This window comes from Lacinutrix himadriensis, from assembly GCF_001418105.1.
GTDB classification, from domain to species: Bacteria; Bacteroidota; Bacteroidia; order Flavobacteriales; family Flavobacteriaceae; genus Oceanihabitans; species Oceanihabitans himadriense.
In genome coordinates this window covers 143,031-162,477 of sequence record NZ_LIQI01000022.1, presented here as the reverse complement: position 1 = coordinate 162,477, position 19,447 = coordinate 143,031, and the positions used below count along the sequence as shown (strand labels likewise).

At 33.8% G+C, this 19,447-nt stretch carries 20 protein-coding genes and 2 tRNA genes; 6 read left to right on the top strand and 16 right to left on the bottom strand.

The window, feature by feature from the left end:
• Positions 1 to 85: 85 nt before the first annotated feature.
• Together AMD28_RS08460 and AMD28_RS08455 are read left to right on the top strand one after the other, a co-directional pair.
• Positions 86 to 157 (top strand) — tRNA-Gly (locus tag AMD28_RS08460).
• Between the two features lie 50 nt (positions 158 to 207).
• A tRNA-Leu gene (locus tag AMD28_RS08455) sits at positions 208 to 291 on the top strand.
• A 601-nt stretch (positions 292 to 892) separates the two neighbouring features.
• On the opposite strand, the gene AMD28_RS08450 is transcribed toward AMD28_RS08455, so the two are convergent.
• Entirely contained in the window at positions 893 to 1,315 is a 423-nt protein-coding gene (locus tag AMD28_RS08450) for a hypothetical protein (protein WP_083478269.1), read from the bottom strand.
• Between the two features lie 115 nt (positions 1,316 to 1,430).
• Positions 1,431 to 2,666: a 3-deoxy-D-manno-octulosonic acid transferase gene (locus AMD28_RS08445; protein ID WP_055444340.1), complete on the bottom strand. Its 1,236-nt coding sequence runs from the start codon at positions 2,664 to 2,666 to the stop codon at positions 1,431 to 1,433.
• A 185-nt stretch (positions 2,667 to 2,851) separates the two neighbouring features.
• On the opposite strand from AMD28_RS08445, the gene AMD28_RS08440 reads away from it, so the two are divergent.
• From AMD28_RS08440 to AMD28_RS08430, 3 genes are all read left to right on the top strand, one after another.
• Positions 2,852 to 3,994: a DegT/DnrJ/EryC1/StrS family aminotransferase gene (locus AMD28_RS08440; protein ID WP_193787280.1), complete on the top strand. Its 1,143-nt coding sequence runs from the start codon at positions 2,852 to 2,854 to the stop codon at positions 3,992 to 3,994.
• A gap of 101 nt (positions 3,995 to 4,095) precedes the next feature.
• Positions 4,096 to 5,115: a UDP-glucose 4-epimerase GalE gene (gene galE / locus AMD28_RS08435; protein WP_055443710.1), complete on the top strand. Its 1,020-nt coding sequence runs from the start codon at positions 4,096 to 4,098 to the stop codon at positions 5,113 to 5,115.
• A gap of 162 nt (positions 5,116 to 5,277) precedes the next feature.
• Positions 5,278 to 5,469, top strand: a complete 192-nt coding sequence (locus AMD28_RS08430) for a hypothetical protein (RefSeq protein ID WP_055443709.1) — start codon at positions 5,278 to 5,280, stop codon at positions 5,467 to 5,469.
• Between the two features lie 38 nt (positions 5,470 to 5,507).
• Here the strand turns inward: AMD28_RS08430 and lspA are convergent, their stop codons facing one another.
• The 8 genes from lspA to AMD28_RS08390 form a co-directional block, all read right to left on the bottom strand.
• Positions 5,508 to 5,987: a signal peptidase II gene (lspA, locus tag AMD28_RS08425; RefSeq protein WP_055443708.1), complete on the bottom strand. Its 480-nt coding sequence runs from the start codon at positions 5,985 to 5,987 to the stop codon at positions 5,508 to 5,510.
• On the bottom strand, positions 5,987 to 6,880 hold the full coding sequence (fabD, locus tag AMD28_RS08420; RefSeq protein WP_055443707.1) for an ACP S-malonyltransferase: 894 nt from the start codon (positions 6,878 to 6,880) through the stop codon (positions 5,987 to 5,989). Before fabD ends, lspA begins: the two co-directional genes overlap by 1 nt.
• A gap of 217 nt (positions 6,881 to 7,097) precedes the next feature.
• Positions 7,098 to 8,654, bottom strand: coding sequence for an NAD(P)/FAD-dependent oxidoreductase (locus AMD28_RS08415; RefSeq protein ID WP_055443706.1), 1,557 nt, complete (start codon positions 8,652 to 8,654; stop codon positions 7,098 to 7,100).
• A gap of 55 nt (positions 8,655 to 8,709) precedes the next feature.
• The gene (locus AMD28_RS08410) at positions 8,710 to 9,444 is read right to left on the bottom strand and encodes an SDR family oxidoreductase (RefSeq protein WP_055443705.1); all 735 of its coding nucleotides are present in this window, start codon (positions 9,442 to 9,444) and stop codon (positions 8,710 to 8,712) included.
• 34 nt (positions 9,445 to 9,478) lie between these two features.
• Entirely contained in the window at positions 9,479 to 10,279 is an 801-nt protein-coding gene (locus AMD28_RS08405; protein ID WP_055443704.1) for a haloacid dehalogenase type II, read from the bottom strand.
• Positions 10,280 to 10,330: 51 nt separating this feature from the next.
• The gene (locus AMD28_RS08400; RefSeq protein WP_055443703.1) at positions 10,331 to 10,933 is read right to left on the bottom strand and encodes a TetR/AcrR family transcriptional regulator; all 603 of its coding nucleotides are present in this window, start codon (positions 10,931 to 10,933) and stop codon (positions 10,331 to 10,333) included.
• 65 nt (positions 10,934 to 10,998) lie between these two features.
• Complete coding sequence (locus AMD28_RS08395; RefSeq protein WP_152975574.1) at positions 10,999 to 11,487, bottom strand: DUF5763 domain-containing protein; 489 nt, start codon at positions 11,485 to 11,487, stop codon at positions 10,999 to 11,001.
• Positions 11,487 to 12,395, bottom strand: coding sequence for a dihydrofolate reductase (locus AMD28_RS08390; protein ID WP_055443701.1), 909 nt, complete (start codon positions 12,393 to 12,395; stop codon positions 11,487 to 11,489). The genes AMD28_RS08395 and AMD28_RS08390 overlap by 1 nt, the downstream gene beginning before the upstream one ends.
• Before the next feature lie 252 nt (positions 12,396 to 12,647).
• On the opposite strand from AMD28_RS08390, the gene AMD28_RS08385 reads away from it, so the two are divergent.
• Positions 12,648 to 12,944 (top strand): isoamylase early set domain-containing protein, encoded by a 297-nt coding sequence (locus AMD28_RS08385; RefSeq protein WP_055443700.1) that lies wholly within the window; start codon positions 12,648 to 12,650, stop codon positions 12,942 to 12,944.
• Between the two features lie 86 nt (positions 12,945 to 13,030).
• Here the strand turns inward: AMD28_RS08385 and AMD28_RS08380 are convergent, their stop codons facing one another.
• The 6 genes from AMD28_RS08380 to AMD28_RS08355 form a co-directional block, all read right to left on the bottom strand.
• On the bottom strand, positions 13,031 to 13,870 hold the full coding sequence (locus AMD28_RS08380) for an energy transducer TonB (RefSeq protein WP_055443699.1): 840 nt from the start codon (positions 13,868 to 13,870) through the stop codon (positions 13,031 to 13,033).
• A 13-nt stretch (positions 13,871 to 13,883) separates the two neighbouring features.
• A complete protein-coding gene (locus tag AMD28_RS08375) occupies positions 13,884 to 14,708 on the bottom strand; it encodes a thymidylate synthase (RefSeq protein WP_055443698.1) in 825 nt (274 codons plus the stop codon).
• A 339-nt stretch (positions 14,709 to 15,047) separates the two neighbouring features.
• A complete protein-coding gene (locus AMD28_RS08370) occupies positions 15,048 to 16,715 on the bottom strand; it encodes a NupC/NupG family nucleoside CNT transporter (protein WP_055443697.1) in 1,668 nt (555 codons plus the stop codon).
• A gap of 104 nt (positions 16,716 to 16,819) precedes the next feature.
• Positions 16,820 to 17,434: a bifunctional nuclease family protein gene (locus AMD28_RS08365; RefSeq protein ID WP_055443696.1), complete on the bottom strand. Its 615-nt coding sequence runs from the start codon at positions 17,432 to 17,434 to the stop codon at positions 16,820 to 16,822.
• Between the two features lie 85 nt (positions 17,435 to 17,519).
• Positions 17,520 to 18,479: an electron transfer flavoprotein subunit alpha/FixB family protein gene (locus AMD28_RS08360; RefSeq protein WP_055444338.1), complete on the bottom strand. Its 960-nt coding sequence runs from the start codon at positions 18,477 to 18,479 to the stop codon at positions 17,520 to 17,522.
• A gap of 104 nt (positions 18,480 to 18,583) precedes the next feature.
• Positions 18,584 to 19,330, bottom strand: a complete 747-nt coding sequence (locus AMD28_RS08355) for an electron transfer flavoprotein subunit beta/FixA family protein (RefSeq protein ID WP_055443695.1) — start codon at positions 19,328 to 19,330, stop codon at positions 18,584 to 18,586.
• Positions 19,331 to 19,447: the final 117 nt, after the last annotated feature.

Here is a 19,447-nt window from a genome sequence, read left to right as displayed (position 1 = left end):
TTTTTTCAAAAAAAGCTTTGCAATTAAGAGATTTATTTTAAATTTGCAACCGCAATAGCAATATTGCACGTTCATACAAAAGACTGCGAAAGTAGCTCAGGGGTAGAGCATCACCTTGCCAAGGTGGGGGTCGCGGGTTCAAATCCCGTCTTTCGCTCTGAGACTTTCATTATAATATACCAAGCGATATTTTACATATCGTTTCCTGCTGAAGTGGTGGAATTGGTAGACACGTTGGACTTAAAATCCAATGTCCATTAGGACGTACGGGTTCAAGTCCCGTCTTCAGTACAGATGAAAAGCCGAAACGAAAGTTTCGGCTTTTTTGTTTTAAAAATATACGGAAAGCGCGCTTTCAAATATATTTTTAAAACAAAAAACCAATCCAATCTTTTGGATTGGCTTTTCTCAAGATGTTGAAACAGGGACTCGACGCAGTCAATTCCCGTTATAAACAGAAAAAGCCATACAGAAATGTGTGGCTTTTTCTGTTTTAAAAATTTAGATAAATTTCGCTTTCAAGTATATTTTTAAAACAAAAAAGCAATCCAATTTTTTGGATTGACTTTTCTCAAGATGTTGAAACAGGGACTCGACGCAGTCAATTCCCGTTATAAACAAAAAAGCCATATAGAAATGTGTGGCTTTTGTTTTAATTTAAGTAAATTTTAATTTCAAGAGTATTCTTTAAGTGAAAAAAACAATCCTGTTTTATGGATTAGCTCTTCTCTAAACAAGGATAAGAGATTGCGTATAGTTCATTCCTCTTTTTCATAGAAAAGCCTTACGGAGATAGGTAAGGCTTTTGTGTTTTCTAGTATTTCGATTTTAAAAATAAGCACAAAAAAAAGCCTTCATAAAGATGAAGGCTTTTTAAATTTAAGTCTCGTAATTAGTGAGTAGCAGCTTTAGCTTTTAAATCTTTTGCTTTGTCAGAAACTGCATTAGCAGCTTTGTCTACAGCATTTCCAGCAGCATCTTTTGCATCACCAGCAGCTTTTTCAGCAGCATCAACCGCGTTTCCAGCAGCATCTTTTGCAGAGTCAGCAGCGTCTTCAATTGCATTTCCAGCAGCATCAACAGCATTACCTGCAGCGTCAACAGCAGAATTAGCAGCACCTTCAACAGCGTCTCCAGCATCTTCTAAAGCTTCACCTGTTGCGTCAGCAGCATTTTCTAGTGCATCACCAGTAGCTTCAGCAGCGTTTTCTACAGCATCTCCAGCCGCGTCAGTTTTTTCTTTTACTTCTCTACAAGATGTAAACGATACGCTTAATGCTAATAATAAAGCAGCGCTAAATAATAATTTTTTCATTAGTAATAGTTTTAGTGTTAATTTTCAATACTACGAAAGTAACAACTTCCTGTTAAAATTCGCACAAGTTTGTTAAAATTTTTAACATAATCGTTATTCCGATTAATTTAATAGTCTATTTACGTATATAACGGATGATTTGGATGACTGCCTCCTTGTTTTTTTTAATATAATTAAGATTTTGTGCTCCAGATCTCTCTCTCTTTTCTCTATTTTGAATCAATTCTGTAAGTGTAAAGGCTAATTCTTCCTTGTTTTTTACGGTAAACATTCCTCCTTCTTCTAACATTGCGAACGCTTCAGGGAATTTTTTGTAGTTTTTTCCTATAAGTACAGGTATGCCAAACACAGCAGGTTCTAATGTATTATGTAATCCTGTATTACCCATTGCGCCTCCAACATAGGCAATATCTGCATAGCTGTAGGTTTTGGATAATAATCCAATAGTATCCATTATAAAGACAGTAGATTTGGAGATGTCTTTGTTTTCTTTTTCAGAATACTTTATACTTGGTACTTGTAATTGTTTAATAAATCGATCTATTTGTGCACTTTTAATATTATGAGGTGCAATAATGAATTTTAGCTTTTCGGAAGCATTTTTATTTATATAATCTAATAAAATGTTTTCGTCTTCTGGCCAAGTGCTTCCTGCAACAATACATAAACTATCTTGTTTAAATGCTTCAATAAAAGCTAAGCTGTTGTTTTGTGATAACTGACTATAAACACGATCAAAACGGGTATCTCCAGAAACGGTTACTTTATTATAGCCTATGGTATGCAATAGGGTTTTGGAAGCTTCATTTTGAGTAAAAATATGATCGAAAGCAAATAAAGCTTTACGTTGTTCTTTTCCGTAGAATTTGAAAAAAGAATGATTAGGTCTAAATAAAGCAGAAATTAAAATAGCTTTTAAGTTTCGTTTTTTTAATTCCTTTAAAAAATTTGGCCAAATATCATACTTTACAAATACCGTTAATTCCGGATTTACAAGATCCATGAAATTTTTAGCGTTTTTCTTAGTGTCTAAAGGAAGGTAGACAACAATATTTGCTATTTCGGTGTCTTTTCTTATTTCATAACCAGAAGGCGAAAAAAAAGTAAGCACAATTTTATGATTCGGATAAAGCTTTCTAATTTCTTTAAAAACCGGTAGTCCTTGTTCGTATTCTCCCAAAGAGGCACAATGAAACCAAATACAAGTATCTGTTTTTGATATATTGTTTTTTAAAGCAGCGAATGTTTGTTTTCTTCCGTTAACACCTTTATTAATTTTGGTATTAAATAGCGCTATTCCTTTTAAAACAAATGAAGTTAAAGAAATAAGTATGTTATAAATGAAACCCAATAGTTTTTGTTTATTGCTAAAATACATTTCTTTTAAATTAAATACATATTCTAGTATTAAATAAATTATTTATTATTCATTAATCTTCATTGCTAAACTATATGGTTTTTTGTAAATTCGTGAGATATAATGAGCCTAAATGTAGTGTTGAGGTTTCCAAATTTAAGAATGTGAAAAAAATTCAAATGGTTGATCTTAAAGGTCAATATGCAGGTATAAAAGATATTGTTAATCCAACTATTCAAGAAATAATCGATAACGCATCCTTTATTAATGGACCAAAAGTTCATGAATTTCAGAAAAACTTAGAAGATTATTTAGGTGTAAAACACGTTATTCCTTGTGCTAATGGTACAGATGCATTGCAAATAGCAATGATGGGTTTAGGTTTAAAGCCAGGAGACGAAGTTATTACAGCCGACTTTACATTCGCTGCAACTGTTGAGGTAATCGCATTATTGCAATTAACTCCAGTTTTGGTAGATGTAGATCCAAACGACTTTAATATTAGTGTAGATGCGATTAAAAAGGCAATAACACCAAAAACAAAAGCAATAGTTCCTGTGCATTTATTTGGTCAATGTGCCAATATGGAAGCAATCATGAAACTTGCCGAAGAACATAATTTATATGTTATAGAAGATAATGCACAAGCAATAGGTGCAACATATACCTACAGTAATGGTAAAAAAGCGAAAGCAGGAACTATAAGTCATGTGGCTTCTACTTCCTTTTTTCCATCTAAAAACTTAGGTTGTTATGGCGATGGAGGAGCAATTTTTACTAATGATGATGCATTAGCACACACCATTAGAGGAATTGTAAATCACGGCATGTACGAACGTTACCATCATGATGTAGTAGGTGTGAATTCTAGATTAGATTCTATTCAAGCAGCGGTGTTAAATGCGAAATTACCACATTTAGATACGTATAATAAGGCGAGACAATCTGCCGCAAGAAAATACAGTAAAGCTCTAGAAGGGATCGCTAGTATAACAACGCCTCAGGTTTCTAAAACATGTGGTGCAATTTGCGAAGATTGTGATTGTCACGTTTTTCATCAATACACGTTAAAGCTAAATAATGTAGATAGAGATGGCTTAGTGAAGTTTTTAAATAGCCATGATATTCCATGTGGTGTGTACTATCCAATTCCGTTACACAACCAAAAAGCGTATCAAGATACCAGATATAACGAAGCAGATTTTCCGGTTACTAACCAATTGGTAAAAGAAGTCATTTCTTTACCTATGCACACCGAGTTAGACGATGAGCAAATACAGTTTATCACCGATAAGATTAAAGAGTTTATAACAAATAATTAGAGCGTTACCGCAAGGGTCAGGCTGTTCGCTTAAATCTTTTTTTGCCATATAGGCAAGCAAAAAAAGGATACCGCTTCCATCCTTAACGCACACATTAGCCAATGAAAGTATTAGTCACAGGAGGTTTAGGTTTTATAGGTTCGCACACGGTTGTAGAACTTCAAAAAGAAGGATACCAAGTGGTGATTATAGATAACCTATCTAATTCCTCTTTAGAGGTTTTACAAGGTATTGTTTCCATTACAGGAATAATGCCAGTTTTTGAAAAGCTAGATTTAAAAGACAAAGCGAAAGTTCAAGAATTCTTTAAGCAACATCAAGATATTCATGGAGTCATCCATTTTGCTGCCAGTAAAGCAGTAGGTGAGAGTGTGCAAAATCCCTTAATGTATTATGAAAACAACATCAATACATTGGTTTATGTGTTACAAGAATTAGAGAAACTACCAACAGCTAATTTTATTTTTAGTTCCTCGTGTACAGTATATGGTCAAGCCAAAGCCATGCCGATAACAGAAAATGCACCCATACAATTTGCAGAATCTCCTTACGGAAATACCAAACAAATTGGCGAAGAAATCATACAAGATACGTGTAAGGTAAATAGTAATATACAAGCTATATCCTTACGGTATTTTAATCCGATAGGAGCACATGAAAGTACTAAAATTGGAGAATTACCAATTGGTGTGCCGCAAAATTTAATTCCGTACATCATGCAAACAGGTGCAGGAATTCGAGAGCAACTCTCTGTTTATGGTGACGATTATCCAACAACAGATGGAACCTGCATAAGAGATTATATTCATGTGGTAGATGTTGCAAAAGCACATGTTATTGCTTTAAAAAGGTTGTTAGAAAATAAAAATACATCTAATAATGAAACGTTTAATCTAGGTACTGGAACTGGGAGTTCTGTTTTAGAGGTTATTCAAGCTTTTGAAAAAGTAGCAAATAATAAACTCAACTATAAAATAGTAAATAGACGTCCTGGTGATGTTATTTCTGCTTACGCAGATACCTCAAAAGCAAATGAGGTTTTAGGTTGGAAAGCACAATACAGTTTAGAAGAAGCGGTACTATCTGCTTGGAAATGGCAAAATAGCCTAAATTCCCTTTAGTATATGATTAGGTATTTGGTGTCTCATTATCAAATGCGCAACATATTCTAAACGGACTTATGTAATTCCTATTAATATGTTGATTAACAATATTTTAATGTTCTTAATTCGGGATTGGTTTATATTCTTGTTTTCTTTGTAGCTAATGAAAATGAGAAAACAATGAAATGGATTACAGTAAAACGTCAGACAAGACGAGAAAACAGATTCGCTCCCAACATGGGACGTGTTAATGCCAAAGTAACGTATATTAAAAAACAAGTACTTGGTATTCCTATTAAAACACTGCACAAATACAGAGAAACCTATTACGGAAAAGTAAAAGACTGTGAAGATTGTGTACTAAGTAGATAATAAAAAAAAAAGCCTCGAAATAATTTCGAGGCTTTTTTTTATGCTTCTTTCTTTTTAAAATTGCCAAGAATAAGCAATCCTAAACCTACCATTACAGACATATCTGCAACGTTAAAAATACCGGTTCTAAAAACACCGCCAAAATCTATATGAAACATATCTGTTACAGAGCCATACATGAATCTGTCGTAGATATTAGCCATTCCACCACCTAAAATACAGCAAAAACCTATTAAAGAAAAGGTGTCTAAGTCTTTGTTTCTAAAAACTAGAAATAAAACATAAGCCATTACAGCAACAGGAACAATAAGTAAAAATATAGCGCGCATTGTCGGACTTAAATCGCTTCCCATTCCTAGAAAGGCTCCAGAATTCTCTACATTATGTAAGGTGAAGTAATCTCCAATAATTTCAGACTTACTACCTGGAACAACATAGGCACGTGTCCAAATTTTAGAAACCTGATCAATAACAATATTGAAAATAATTATAAACGATATAAATAAAGAACGTTTCATTATGCTTCCGTTTCTATAGTTGCAGTAGCAGTTTGTGCTTCTCTATTAATTTTTTTAACCAATCCTTGTAATACTTTTCCTGGTCCTACTTCTGTAAATAAAGTGGCACCATCTGCAATCATTTGTTGTACAGATTGTGTCCAACGTACAGGAGCTGTAAGTTGTGATATTAAATTCTTTTTAATTTCTTCTTCGTCGGTTGTGGCACTTGCCGTAACGTTTTGATAAATTGGGCAGTTTGGTTTGCTAAATGTTGTGTTTTCTATAGCAGCTGCTAATTCTTCTCTTGCAGGTTCCATCATTGGCGAGTGAAATGCACCACCAACAGGAAGTACTAAAGCACGTCTTGCTCCAGCTTCTTTCATCGCTTCACAAGCACGATTAATAGCATCAATTTCTCCTGATATTACTAATTGTCCCGGACAGTTATAATTTGCAGCAACTACAATACCTTCCGTTTTTGCACAAATATCTTCTACCACTTTATCTTCTAAACTTAAAACAGCAGCCATAGTACTTGGTTGTATTTCACAAGCTTTTTGCATGGCTAAAGCACGTTTAGATACTAAGCGTAATCCGTCTTCAAAAGTTAAAGCTCCTGCAGCAACTAGCGCAGAAAATTCACCTAAAGAATGTCCGGCAACCATATCAGGTTTAAAGCTTTCTCCTAATGTTTTTGCTAAAATTACAGAGTGTAAAAAGATAGCTGGTTGTGTTACTTTGGTTTCTTTTAAAGCTTCTGCAGTACCTTCAAACATAATATCTGTAATGTTGAATCCTAAAATGGCATTCGCATCTTCAAATAAATGTTGTGCTTCTGGAGAGCTTTCGTATAGATCTAAACCCATTCCTGAGAATTGTGCGCCTTGACCTGGAAATATATATGCGTTCATTTGTTTTAAATTTTGAGTTGCAAAAATAGGAATAAATTATTTATAAAGAGAAAAGATCACTTCGCTTAAAGAATCAAGAATATAGACTTGTTTCTTTTGATAATAAACAGCCAGTTGTCTTCATTATTCTTTAAAAAAAAATCAATAAAAAGTAAATGTTTAAATAAGAATTCTCAACATTTTAAATGGGGTTAGCAATAAACCTCTATTCTGTTTTTTATAACCCAACAATGGCAGATTCTGCACAACGTTCCCCATCCATTGCAGCAGAAACAATTCCACCAGCATAACCACCTCCTTCACCACAAGGGAAAAGTCCGATAATTTCAGGATGTTCTAAATTTTCGTTTCTTGGGATATTAACAGGAGAAGACGTTCTAGATTCTACACCAATAATATTGGCTTCTTCGGTGTGAAAACCTCTCATTTTAGACCCAAAAGCTTTGAAACCTTGACGTAATCTGCTTCCTATAAATTTAGGAAATAAAGAATGTAATGGTGCCGATTGTAATCCTGGTTGGTATGAGGTAGGATTTAAACTAGAGGATAAATTACCATCTACAAAATCGGTTAGTCGTTGTGCTGGTGCAGTCTGACTTCTTCCACCAGCATTAAATGCTAGTTTTTCAAAATCTTTTTGGTATTCTAATCCTTTTAAAACACCAAATTTTTCATATTTAGCTAAATCTTTATCGACGTTAATTTCAACAACAATACCAGAATTAGCGAACTCGTTATTTCGTTTAGAAGGCGACATACCATTCACAACTACTTCACCATTTGCAGTAGCAGCAGGAACAATAAAACCACCAGGACACATGCAAAAAGAGTAAACCCCTCGATCGTTAACTTGGTGCACTAAACTGTATGCAGCAGCAGGAAGTAGTTCGCTACGATTCCCATCACAATGGTATTGAATAGCGTCTATAATATGTTGTGGGTGCTCTACACGAACTCCCATTGCAAAAGATTTTGCTTGTAGCGCAATCTCTTTTTTATGTAGTAAATAATAAATATCACGAGCAGAATGACCAGTGGCCAAAATAACGCGGTTTGCGATTAGCTCTGTACCATTTTGCAATTGTAAGGCTTGAATTGCATTGTTTTTGATGACAAAATCGGTAACACGAGATTCAAAATGAATTTCACCACCAAATTTTAAAATGGTTTCTCTAATATTAGAAACTACTTTTGGTAATTTATTGGTTCCAATATGAGGATGGGCATCTACCAAAATTTGGTCTGTTGCTCCGTGAAATACAAGGTTTTCAAAAATACGACGCACATCACCACGTTTTAAACTACGTGTGTATAGTTTACCATCACTATAGGTTCCGGCGCCACCTTCACCAAAGCAATAATTAGAATCTTCGTTTACAAAATGATCTTGGTTAATGGCTTTTAAATCCCGACGTCTGTCTTGCACGTTTTTACCACGTTCTAAAACAATAGGTTTAAAACCTAACTCTATACAACGCAATGCAGCATACATTCCTGCAGGACCAAAACCTATAATGTGTATCGGTTTTGCATTAGAAACATCTTTGTATTCAAACGAGTAATCAGAAGTTTGCGGAACAGGCTCGTTTATAAAAACAGCAACTTTATAATTAAAGATGATTTTAGCTTTACGTGCATCAATAGATTTACGTAATACTTTAATTCCTGAAATATCGCCATAAGGAATTCCTAAGTTTTTGGAAGCTTTCTTTAATAGAATATTTGGTATTTCTTCTTCCTTTAAGGAAACACGAAGTTGGATGTCTTTAATCATATTGCGAATTTATGAAAAATTGCGATAGCGGATTAAAGATTTTTTATGTTTCGAATTATACCAATGCGCCATTAGCACCAATTACTTGTCCTGAAATCCATTTGGAATCGTCGCTAGCTAAAAATAAAGCCACTTTTGCAATATCTATTGGTTTGGCAAGTCGGTTGAAAGCATTCATGCTGCTTAGTTTATCTATAAATTCTTGCGATTTACCTTTTAAAAATAATTCGGTTTCTGTTGCTCCAGGAGCTAGTGCATTTACCGAAATCCCTCTTCCTATTTCTTTAGAAAATACACGTGTCATTTGTTCTACTGCAGCTTTTGTTGCGGAATATAGTGCGTAAGTAGGAAACATTAATTTTACAGTACTTGAAGAAATATTGATAATGTTTCCGTTGTCTGCTAATTTACTGCTAGCTTCTTGTAGTGTGTTAAAAACACCTTTTACATTGACGTTAAATTGTTTGGTAAAATCGGCTTCCGTATTATCTTTTAATTTCTTCGAAATCATAACACCAGCATTGTTTATTAATACATCTACTTTTTCAAATGTAGCGATAGCTTGGTCAAATAATGCCGTAACTTCCTCTTTTTTACTTACATCTGCTTGAACAACAATAGCAGTTCCACCTTGCGCTTTAATAGTTTCTAGAGTCGCGTTAGCTTCCGTTTCACTATTCGAATGATTTATAACTATTTTCGCTCCGTTTTTAGCTAAAAGTGTTGCTATTTCTCTACCAATTCCTTTAGAAGAACCAGTTACTATAATTACTTTGTTTTCTAGTTTCATATATGTATGGTTTAAGCGTTATATAAATTGCAACTTACTTTAAAGCAATTAGTTTATCTGCAATCTCGGTTAAATTAGGCGCAATTATTTCTGGTTTTTCCGCTAATGGATATAATTGTGCTCCAGGTCTACTAACAAAAGCCCCTCTCCAATTTGCCCAAATTGCACCTGCAATATCCCAACCGTGTGCTGCTATTAATAAACATTCGTTGGATTGAACCCCCATTTTTCTAGCTGCCCAATCGTAAGCATCGGTATCTGGTTTGAACTTTCCTATATCTTCAATACTTAAACGCGCATCAAAAAACTCGATTAATCCAGCATTTTCAAATTGGGTTTGCACGCCTTTGTTTGACGAGTTAGTAAAAGATACTAGTTTGTATCCTGCATCTCTTAATTTTTGTAGCGCAGCTTTTACTTCTGGATGTGCAGGTAAAGATCGAATAGGACCTAAAATAGCTTCTCTTGCATCGGTTTCAGATATGGTGATTCCGTGGTTGGAAGCTACCATTTGTAATGCAGCTGCACCTATAATCCCGAAATCGTTATACTTTCTTCCTACTGTAGTAACTAAGGAGTATTGTAACATGGTTGTAAACCATAGTGGCAATAAATCACTTCTGTTTCCTAGCGCTTTACCAACACTTTCTTTCATTGCTGTAAGATCTAGTAATGTTTCATTAACGTCAAAAAATAATACTTTTGGTCTGGTGTTCATGTCTTCTGTTTTAGTGGTTTGTTGTAAGGTAGAGCTAAATGCTAAATGTGGCGCAGCCAAACCTATCATTGCTGTTTTCTTAATAAAATCTCTTCTGTTGTTTTTTTCTTTTTTCATGTTTTAGTTTTTACAAACATACTACCTAGTATGTTTTGTGTTAAAAAAAAATTAAGCCTTAAGTTGTTTTAAGTATAAGGAAAGCCCAGCAATATATTCCTCTAGAATGTCATCATTATCATATAATTTTCTAATACCTCGAATCCCTTCAAAAGCACTAATAAGATATACAGCAACTGCATTACTAGAAATGTTTTTATTTATAGTGTTTTCACTTTTACCTCTTTCTATTAATAGGATTAAAGCTGCTTTCCAATCTTCAATAATATTTCGCAATGCTATTTGATAGGCAATTTCAAGATCGCCAATCTCGTTAATAAAATTATTCATTGGACAACCATGTTGCTTATCGTAGATAGGAAAAGATTTTAATCGTTCTAAAAACGTGGCTTCTAAAATTTCTAAGGGATTACCAGATGTATACAAAGGAAGAATCATGCCTTCACAAACTCTTTTTTCTAGTTTTAAGCTAATAACAGCAAGGCCTAATTCCTTTTTGTTTTTGTAATGATGATAAAAGGCACCTTTAGTGAGCTTAGTCGCCTTCATTATTTTATCTACACTCGTCGTTTTAAAACCATTTTCATAAAACAGTTTAAACGATTCATTGAGAATGGTTTGTTTTGTGATTTCCGATTTTAAATCTTGTTGCATAGTACAAAGGTATATGAAAAAATACTAGTTGGTATGTTTTTTATTTTTATTTAACAAAAATGGAGCTAATGTTGATAACATCGAGCTCCATTTTTTACTTTTCGTTTACAGAAACCTCCAGATTTTGTTCTTGCGCCACAGGTAGAACTTGTAGTTTGGTTTGTGGTATTATAGGAATTACTGTTTTGACTTGTATGTTGATAGCAATAACCGTTAGCCAAGCTAGTTTTATGTTTACACCTAGTGCCTTTTTTAGTTTTTCCTTTGCATTGTGCCGTTTTAGAAGTTCCAACCGCTTTATTAGTATTCGAGAAACTACTTGTAATATTTGTTTGAATGGGTGGTTTGCAAATTTTACAAGGAGTTAAACCATATGTAGAGATATCTATATCTGAAAGTTTCTTAGAAACATTTTCGACCATTCTGCAACTGCTTAAATGATACTTTTTACCAGATGGTGTTTTGTAAAGTGCTTGCGCGTTGGTTTTGGTGAAAACCATAAATAGAAAAATCACAAATAGACTTTGTGAGAATTTATGGTTTGTAGTTCTCATTATTTTCTAACATAGGTCAAAAAAGAAAAATCAAATTTATGATTTTCATCTTTTTGGTGGTGTTTATCGTTGGTTTTTTTCCAGATAGAAGTATCTATTTTTGGAAAAAAGGTATCTGCTTCAAATGCTTCATGAACACGTGTAATTTCTATTTTATCAACTAAAGCCATGGCTTGTTTGTAAATTTCACCGCCACCAATAATATAAGGTTGCATATCTTTTTTAGCAATTGCAATCGCTTTTTCTAGAGAGTTTACCACAATAACTCCTTCAGGAACTTGGTAGTTTTCTTGTCTGCTTATAACCACATGTGTTCTGTTTGGTAATGGCTTCGGGAAGCTTTCAAAGGTTTTTCTTCCCATGATAATGTGGTGTCCAGAAGTAAGAGCTTTAAAGCGTATTAAATCATCACGTAAATGCCAGATAAGCTTATTGTCTTTACCAATAGCATCGTTTTCTCCAGCAGCAACAATAATAGTTAAGACTTGTTTTTTAGCGGCTAAATTTTCATTGTAGATTTCTGTTTCTGCAATATGTGGCGCTTCTTTTTTAAGATTTATTTTTAATTTTTCAATACGTGCTTGTTGCTTGCTTACTAGTTTTTCTAGTTGTTTTGCTTCCCATTCTTTTCCCATAAAGGTTTGAAACAAAAACACATTTAAAAAATGCCAAAATAATAGCGCAAACCAAATAGCAATGATTACTACAGACCAAGGAAGTGTTGCTAGTGTAAACTCATCTGCTAATTGTAAACCAACATTAAGAGTGTATAGTATTATAGCAAAAATTGCAAATACGATAGTATGAGAATAAAAACGTTTTTTCTGTTTTATTCTTCGTTGTGCATTTTGTATAAGTTGTAATTGCTCTTGGTCTATTTGTGGTTTATTTTTCTTTTTACCGAACATATTTAATAGATTTCTTATGTAAAGTTACTGAATTCCTTTTTGTCTTTCACTAAAACGATATAGTTTGGTTTTCAGTGTTTTATGTTGTTTTTATGATTATTATATTCTTTAATTCTGAATCCGTTTTATAGTTATTTAATACTTTTACTATGGGATTTATAATAATAAAATAATAATTCAAAATTAGGTATTTATTTTTTTGATACCTCTAACTTTCTTATTTAATTTGAACTAGCTTAAATCAATAATATTATGGCAATTAAGAAACAATTTTTAAAAAGTAAGCCAGTTTGTAAAGTAACATTTACAGTTCCTGCTAAAGATGCAAAAGAAGTTTTAGTAGTAGGGAATTGGAACAATTGGGATGCAAAAGCAGAACCTTTACAAAAATTAAAGAACGGAACATTTAAAGGAACAGTAAACTTAGAAAGTGGCAGTTCTTACGAATTTAAATATGTTGTTGACGGACAATGGCAAAACGAGGAACAAGCAGATGCTTTTGTTTGGAACGAGTTTGCAGCATCAGACAATAGTGTGATAAATTTGTAATACGCGACTAATAAAACAAAAAAGGTGTATTCTTTAATTAGAATACACCTTTTTTGTTTTATATCTTTTACGAAAAAGGCAAGCTATTAAAAATAAATAGTCATTAAAATTCGAAATGGAACTGCGACTGGCTTGCCATTTAAATACCCTGGCTTTTTCATTTTTGGAAGTCGTTTTAAAAGCTTTATCGCTTCTGCAGCAATTTCTTTTTTATGTGCTTTGGCAGTGATGTTTTTGGTCTTTCCTTTTTCATCAATAGTAAATTCTACTAAAAACTGTGTTGACTTGTCTTGAGGGAATAGCTTATCTGCTAATTCATAATTAAAACCTAATTTAATAAAGTCTACTATTTTTTCGGTGGTACAGCTTTTTGTGCCTTGTAAGTCTAGATTTTCACTGCAACTTCTGTAAACTGGATAGCTATCTACTTTAGTTATTTTTTCTGCTGTCGAAGAGTTAGGAGCACCTTCTACCGTAAAACTTATTGGAAATCCATAAGGCACAATAACCGGTTTACCTTTTTGATAACCTGGTTTATCTAATTGCGGTATTAGTTGTGTAACCCTAATCGCTTCTTTTTCTAGTGTTGGATGCGGAGCTCTTGCTCTAACATCAACTACATTACCTTTTGTGTCTACTTTGAACTGTACACTAATTCTATGTTTACCAGGAGAAAGATGAAGGGATTGTGCTAGTTTGGTGTTGAAGTTTTTATTAACCAAAGTCGCCAATTTAGAACTCATACATTTTTTAAGCGCTGGATTCCCCATGTTTTCATCACAACCAGGATAAATGGGTACATTTTCAATTACTTGAAATGGAGCTTCTTCAGAATTTTCTGTGACTTCGTTTATTGTTTTTAGATTGTCTTGTGAAAAAGAAAAAGTGGTACACCATAAGCATACAAGAAGGGTTAAGTATTTCATTTGTTTTTTTTAATTAAACAGCAACTGCTCCTTTAATATGGGCATGCGGGTTGTAATCTTCTAGCGTGAAATCATCAAAAGTAAAGTCGAAAATATCTTTTACATCTGGATTGATTTTCATTTTAGGAAGTGCTCTTGGTTCGCGAGATAATTGTAATTCTAATTGCTCGATATGGTTGCTGTAAATATGTGCATCCCCAAAAGTATGAATAAAATCTCCTGCTTGGTAGCCACAAACTTGTGCCATCATCATGGTGAATAATGCATAACTAGCAATATTAAACGGAACACCTAAAAAGATATCTGCACTACGTTGGTATAATTGACAAGATAATTTGCCGTCTGCTACATAAAACTGAAAGAAAGCGTGACAAGGAGGAAGTGCTGCTTTACCATTAGCAACATTCTCGCTAAAGGATTTTGAAGTATCTGGTAACACGGAAGGATTCCAAGCAGAAACTAACATTCTTCTACTATTCGGATTGGTTTTTAAAGCGTGAATTACTTCTTTAATTTGATCAATTTCATCATCGTTCCAATTTCTCCATTGGTGACCATAAACAGGACCTAAGTCGCCATTTTCGTCAGCCCAACTATTCCAGATTTTTACGCCGTTTTCGGTAAGGTAATTAATATTTGTATCGCCTTTTAAGAACCAAAGTAATTCGTAAATAATAGATTTTAAGTGTAATTTTTTAGTGGTTACCATTGGGAAACCTTCACTTAAATCAAAACGCATTTGGTGACCAAAAACACTTTTTGTTCCTGTTCCTGTTCTATCTCCTTTTTGGTTTCCGTTTTCTAAAACGTGTTGTACTAGGTCTAAATATTGTTTCATAGTATTTCCCACGAAGGTGGGAATCTCTTTAAATTAAACTTGATTTTATTCGCAGTATGGATTGTCTAGAAATAGATGTTTCGACTGCGCTCAACATGACATTTATTTTGTCAGGATAAAAATAAAGAAAAGCTTCAACTCTAATGAATTGAAGCTCTTATTTATATTATAAAGTTATTAACGATTTTTTAATTTAATGAAGTAGACCTTAAAAGGTGTTATGCTTATAAGAAATGTGAAAAAATCGTTGCATTCTTTTGTTTTCAAACGCTCCGAATTTTTAATAAAAATTCACATCTCTTTAGCTAAAGAGAGGAACACATGCTAATTATGTTTTTGTTAACCTATTATCATACCTGCAATAGTTGCCGACATTAGCGATGCAATTGTACCACCAATTAAAGCTTTTATCCCAAATTCGGATAATGTTTTACGTTGTCCAGGTGCAAGAGAACCAATACCTCCAATTTGAATACCAATGGATGCAAAGTTTGCAAAACCACATAACATATAGGTTGCCATGATTATAGACTTGTTATACGTTAGGTGTGTTGCGCTTGCTGCATCTTTTAAATCTGCTAATTGTATATAACCAACAAACTCACTTGCTGCTAATTTGATTCCTAGAAGTTGTCCCATTAAGGTCATATCTTCTGTAGCTACACCAATTAGCCACATTAATGGCGCAAACATATATCCTAGAATAAGTTCTAGAGATAGACTTTGATATGCGGTATTATCGGAAATCCAAGAATTAATGGTAGTAACATCTCCAACCCAACCAAGAATACCGTTTGCCATGGCAATAAAAGCAACAAATACTAAAAGCATTGCACCAACATTTACAGCTAGTCTTAATCCTTCCGTAGTACCGTTAGCAATAGCATCTAAAATGTTGGATCCTATTTTTTCGGAAGAAACGTTTACGTCTGTATTGATATCTTCAGTTTGTGGATATAATATTTTTGAAATGACAATGGCACCAGGAGCAGCCATAACCGATGCTGCTAATAAATGTTTTGCAAATTGTAATCTTAAAACAGGATCATCTCCACCAAGAAAACCAATATACGCAGCTAGAACAGCTCCGGCAACGGTTGCCATACCTCCAATCATTACTAGAAGCATTTCCGACTTATTCATTTTCTCTAAATACGCTTTGATAAGTAATGGCGCTTCGGTTTGTCCAAGAAAAATATTTCCTGCTACACTTAAACTTTCAGCTCCAGATATTTTTAAGACTTTAGATAATACGACTCCAAATGCCTTTACTACTTTTTGAATGACTCCTAAATAGAATAAAAGAGAAGTTAAAGCCGAAAAGAATATAATAGTTGGTAATACTTGAAAAGCGAAAATAAAGCCAAAAGTATCCATGTCTACTACCAAACCTTCAAATAGGAATTTACTTCCTGCTCTAGTGAAATCTAGCACACTTACGAATAATCCACCAACCCATTCGAATATTTTTTGAACAAAAGGAATTTTTAAAACACCAACGGCAATAATAAGTTGTAATGCTAAACCTAGTCCTACTGTTTTCCAGTTTACTGCTTTTCTATTGCTACTAAAAAGGAATGCTAAGACTAAAAGGGAAATCATACCCAATACCCCTCTCCATAAACTTTGAATTGAAAAACCTTGACTTTCTACAATGGTATCCCCGGTTTCTATAGGAGTAGCTAATGCTGTTGCTGCTTTTTCTTGAGCTGCTGTAAAATGAAAGTCTATATTTTTTTCTGAAAAAACTAAAGTAGAATCGGTGTGCTCTTTAATTTTATACCGTCTTATGGTATCGTTTGGTTGGTTGTAGTAAAAAACCAATAAGTTGTTTTGGTGTATATAATCACCGGAAGCATTTGTAGTATTAAATTCACCTTGATGTAGTTCTAAGGTTTCAAAACTATTGTTCTGGTTATTTGCTATCCATTTTTTTTCTAGGTCTTGTGCAACAGTTGTAGAAAATCCAAAAAAAATAGCTACAATAGCTAATACAAAATTTTTCATGTGCTTATTTTTATTTTTTTTTATTCGTCACATGCTGTTCGCTATTAATGATTTTCTTGGATGAAAAACTTTTTAGCATGCTCGTATCATGTGGTGGTATTTAGTTATCGTTTAGAGATCTCATCTCTTATATGCGCTGCTTTTTCATAATCTTCATTAGCAACTGCTTCGTCTAACATATTGTGTAATTCTTCAATAGTTTTACTAGCAAAGGTGTCGTTTGGTGATTCTGTTTCTAATTCTTCCGTAACTAAAGCATCTAAAAGAATATCGTCTCCTAGGTTTTCGTCTTCTTTTTCCGGATTTACTTTTAAATAAATCCCTGCTTTATCCAAAATATTTTTATAGGTAAAAATTGGTGCTTGAAAACGTAAAGCTAATGCAATCGCATCACTGGTTCTGGCATCAATAATTTCTTCGATTTTATCGCGTTCGCAAATTAAACTAGAATAGAAAACCCCATCTACTAGTTTATGAATGATTACTTGTTTTACAACAATATCAAATCGATCTGCAAAGTTTTTGAATAAATCGTGGGTGAGTGGTCTTGGCGGACGAATTTCTTTTTCTAAAGCAATAGCAATAGATTGAGCCTCGAAAGCACCAATAACTATTGGGAGTTTTCTGTCTCCATCCACTTCATTTAAAATCAAGGCATAAGCGCCATTTTGAGTTTGGCTATACGAAATACCTTTTATGTTTAACTTGACTAAGCTCATAATATAAAACGCAAAAGACTGTTTAAATTAGGACAAAACAAAATTTAAACAGTCCTTTTTAACAATACAATTTATAAAAAAATATTTATTGTTGCGCCTTAAAGGCTTTTAATTTTTCGATTAAAGCAGGAACAACTTCAAAAGCATCGCCTACAACACCATAATCTGCAGCTTTAAAGAAAGGAGCTTCAGGGTCTGTGTTTATTACTACTTTTACCTTACTAGCATTAATTCCTGCTAAGTGCTGTATTGCACCAGAGATACCAATTGCTATGTATAAGTTAGATGCTACAGGTTTCCCTGTTTGCCCTACGTGTTCACTATGTGGTCTCCAACCTAAGTCACTAACAGGTTTAGAACAAGCGGTAGCTGCTCCAAGTACTTCTGCTAATTCTTCAATCATTCCCCAGTTTTCTGGACCTTTTAATCCACGACCAGCAGAAACTACTATTTCTGCATCTGCTATACTTACTTTATCACTTGCTTTGTCTACAGATTGTACATGTACTCCAAATTCTGGAATAGCAGGAGCAAAGTCTTCCGCGGAAGCGCTTCCTGAATTTTCTACTAATCCGAAAGAATTATTAGATACGGCAACTAATTTTACATCGGTATTAATAGTTGTCATGTTGAATGCTTTATTAGTAAAAGCAGTACGTTTTACTGTAAAAGGAGAAGTGCTGGATGGCGCTTCAACCACATTGGTAGCATATCCTGCGTGTAAACCAACGGCTAATAATGGTGCTAAATATTTACTGTCTGCACTAGAGCTTACAATAACTACTTTAGCGCCTTCTTTTTCTGCTGCTTGTTTTACAACATCTGCGTATGCTTTTGCATTAAAAGCATCTAGCTGTGCGTTAGTAACGTTTAGTACTTTGTCTACACCATAGTTTCCTAAAACACTAGCATCACTAGCGTTAATAGTTACCGCTGTTACTGTGGTACCTAATTGGTTAGCAACCGCTTTGGCGTAAGAAGCTACTTCTAAAGCTACTTTTTTAAATTTTCCTTGTTCTGATTCTGTATATACTAAAACTGACATAATATATTCTTTGTTTTTTATTTCCACGAAGGTGGAAATCTCATTAATGATTTCGTAAACTTTAAAAAGAACCCAAATCCAGTTTGGGGTCATTTAATTTACAACTAAATTACCTTCGCTTCGTTGTGAAGTAAGTTTACTAATTCGTCTAAATTATCTGGAGCAACAAGAGTTACAGCGCCTTTAGGAACTGGTTTTTCAAATTTAACAGAAGAAGTTTCTGCTTCTGTAGCAACAGGTTCTACAACTTGTAAAGGTTTTTTACGAGCCATCATGATTCCTCTCATGTTTGGAATACGTAAATCACTTTCTTCTACTAATCCTTTTTGACCTCCTATTACTAAAGGTAAAGAGGTAGTAACGGTTTCTTTTCCACCATCAATTTCTCTGGTAGCAGTTGCATTTGTTCCTTCTATTTCAAGGCTAATACAGTTGTTTACAAAATTGGCATTGGTAAGACCAGCTATCATTCCTGGAACCATTCCTCCATTATAATCAATAGATTCACGACCAGCAATTACTAAGTCATAACCTCCATCTTGAATTACTTTCGATAATTGTTTTGCAACAGCAAAACCATCTGTAGCTTCTGTGTTTATTCTAATTGCTTCATCTGCACCAATGGCTAAAGCTTTACGTAAAGTAGGTTCTGTTTCTGGACCTCCAACATTTACAACAGTTACACTAGCACCTTGTTTTTCTTTAAACCACATAGCACGCGTTAAACCAAACTCATCATTAGGATTAATTACAAATTGCACACCATTGGTGTCAAATTTTGTATCTCCTTCTGTAAAATTAATTTTTGATGTCGTGTCAGGAACGTGACTGATACACACTAAAATTTTCATATTTATATAATTAAATTAAAATTGTATTTTTTGTAAAGGCTAGAACTATAACGATATCGTAAAACATTTTAACAGTTAAAATTCTAAGCTTTATTTTCTAGGCTACGAAGTTAATTA

Excerpts from the sequence above, each read along its gene's own strand:
- AMD28_RS08450 (WP_083478269.1), bottom strand. The coding sequence starts at position 1,315 with ATGAAAAAATTATTATTTAGCGCTGCTTTATTATTAGCATTAAGCGTA.
- AMD28_RS08440 (WP_193787280.1), top strand. The coding sequence starts at position 2,852 with ATGGTTGATCTTAAAGGTCAATATGCAGGTATAAAAGATATTGTTAAT.
- galE (WP_055443710.1), top strand. The coding sequence starts at position 4,096 with ATGAAAGTATTAGTCACAGGAGGTTTAGGTTTTATAGGTTCGCACACG.
- AMD28_RS08430 (WP_055443709.1), top strand. The coding sequence starts at position 5,278 with ATGAAATGGATTACAGTAAAACGTCAGACAAGACGAGAAAACAGATTC.
- lspA (WP_055443708.1), bottom strand. The coding sequence starts at position 5,987 with ATGAAACGTTCTTTATTTATATCGTTTATAATTATTTTCAATATTGTT.
- fabD (WP_055443707.1), bottom strand. The coding sequence starts at position 6,880 with ATGAACGCATATATATTTCCAGGTCAAGGCGCACAATTCTCAGGAATG.
- AMD28_RS08415 (WP_055443706.1), bottom strand. The coding sequence starts at position 8,654 with ATGATTAAAGACATCCAACTTCGTGTTTCCTTAAAGGAAGAAGAAATA.
- AMD28_RS08410 (WP_055443705.1), bottom strand. The coding sequence starts at position 9,444 with ATGAAACTAGAAAACAAAGTAATTATAGTAACTGGTTCTTCTAAAGGA.
- AMD28_RS08405 (WP_055443704.1), bottom strand. The coding sequence starts at position 10,279 with ATGAAAAAAGAAAAAAACAACAGAAGAGATTTTATTAAGAAAACAGCA.
- AMD28_RS08400 (WP_055443703.1), bottom strand. The coding sequence starts at position 10,933 with ATGCAACAAGATTTAAAATCGGAAATCACAAAACAAACCATTCTCAAT.
- AMD28_RS08395 (WP_152975574.1), bottom strand. The coding sequence starts at position 11,487 with ATGAGAACTACAAACCATAAATTCTCACAAAGTCTATTTGTGATTTTT.
- AMD28_RS08390 (WP_055443701.1), bottom strand. The coding sequence starts at position 12,395 with ATGTTCGGTAAAAAGAAAAATAAACCACAAATAGACCAAGAGCAATTA.
- AMD28_RS08385 (WP_055443700.1), top strand. The coding sequence starts at position 12,648 with ATGGCAATTAAGAAACAATTTTTAAAAAGTAAGCCAGTTTGTAAAGTA.
- AMD28_RS08380 (WP_055443699.1), bottom strand. The coding sequence starts at position 13,870 with ATGAAATACTTAACCCTTCTTGTATGCTTATGGTGTACCACTTTTTCT.
- AMD28_RS08375 (WP_055443698.1), bottom strand. The coding sequence starts at position 14,708 with ATGAAACAATATTTAGACCTAGTACAACACGTTTTAGAAAACGGAAAC.
- AMD28_RS08370 (WP_055443697.1), bottom strand. The coding sequence starts at position 16,715 with ATGAAAAATTTTGTATTAGCTATTGTAGCTATTTTTTTTGGATTTTCT.
- AMD28_RS08365 (WP_055443696.1), bottom strand. The coding sequence starts at position 17,434 with ATGAGCTTAGTCAAGTTAAACATAAAAGGTATTTCGTATAGCCAAACT.
- AMD28_RS08360 (WP_055444338.1), bottom strand. The coding sequence starts at position 18,479 with ATGTCAGTTTTAGTATATACAGAATCAGAACAAGGAAAATTTAAAAAA.
- AMD28_RS08355 (WP_055443695.1), bottom strand. The coding sequence starts at position 19,330 with ATGAAAATTTTAGTGTGTATCAGTCACGTTCCTGACACGACATCAAAA.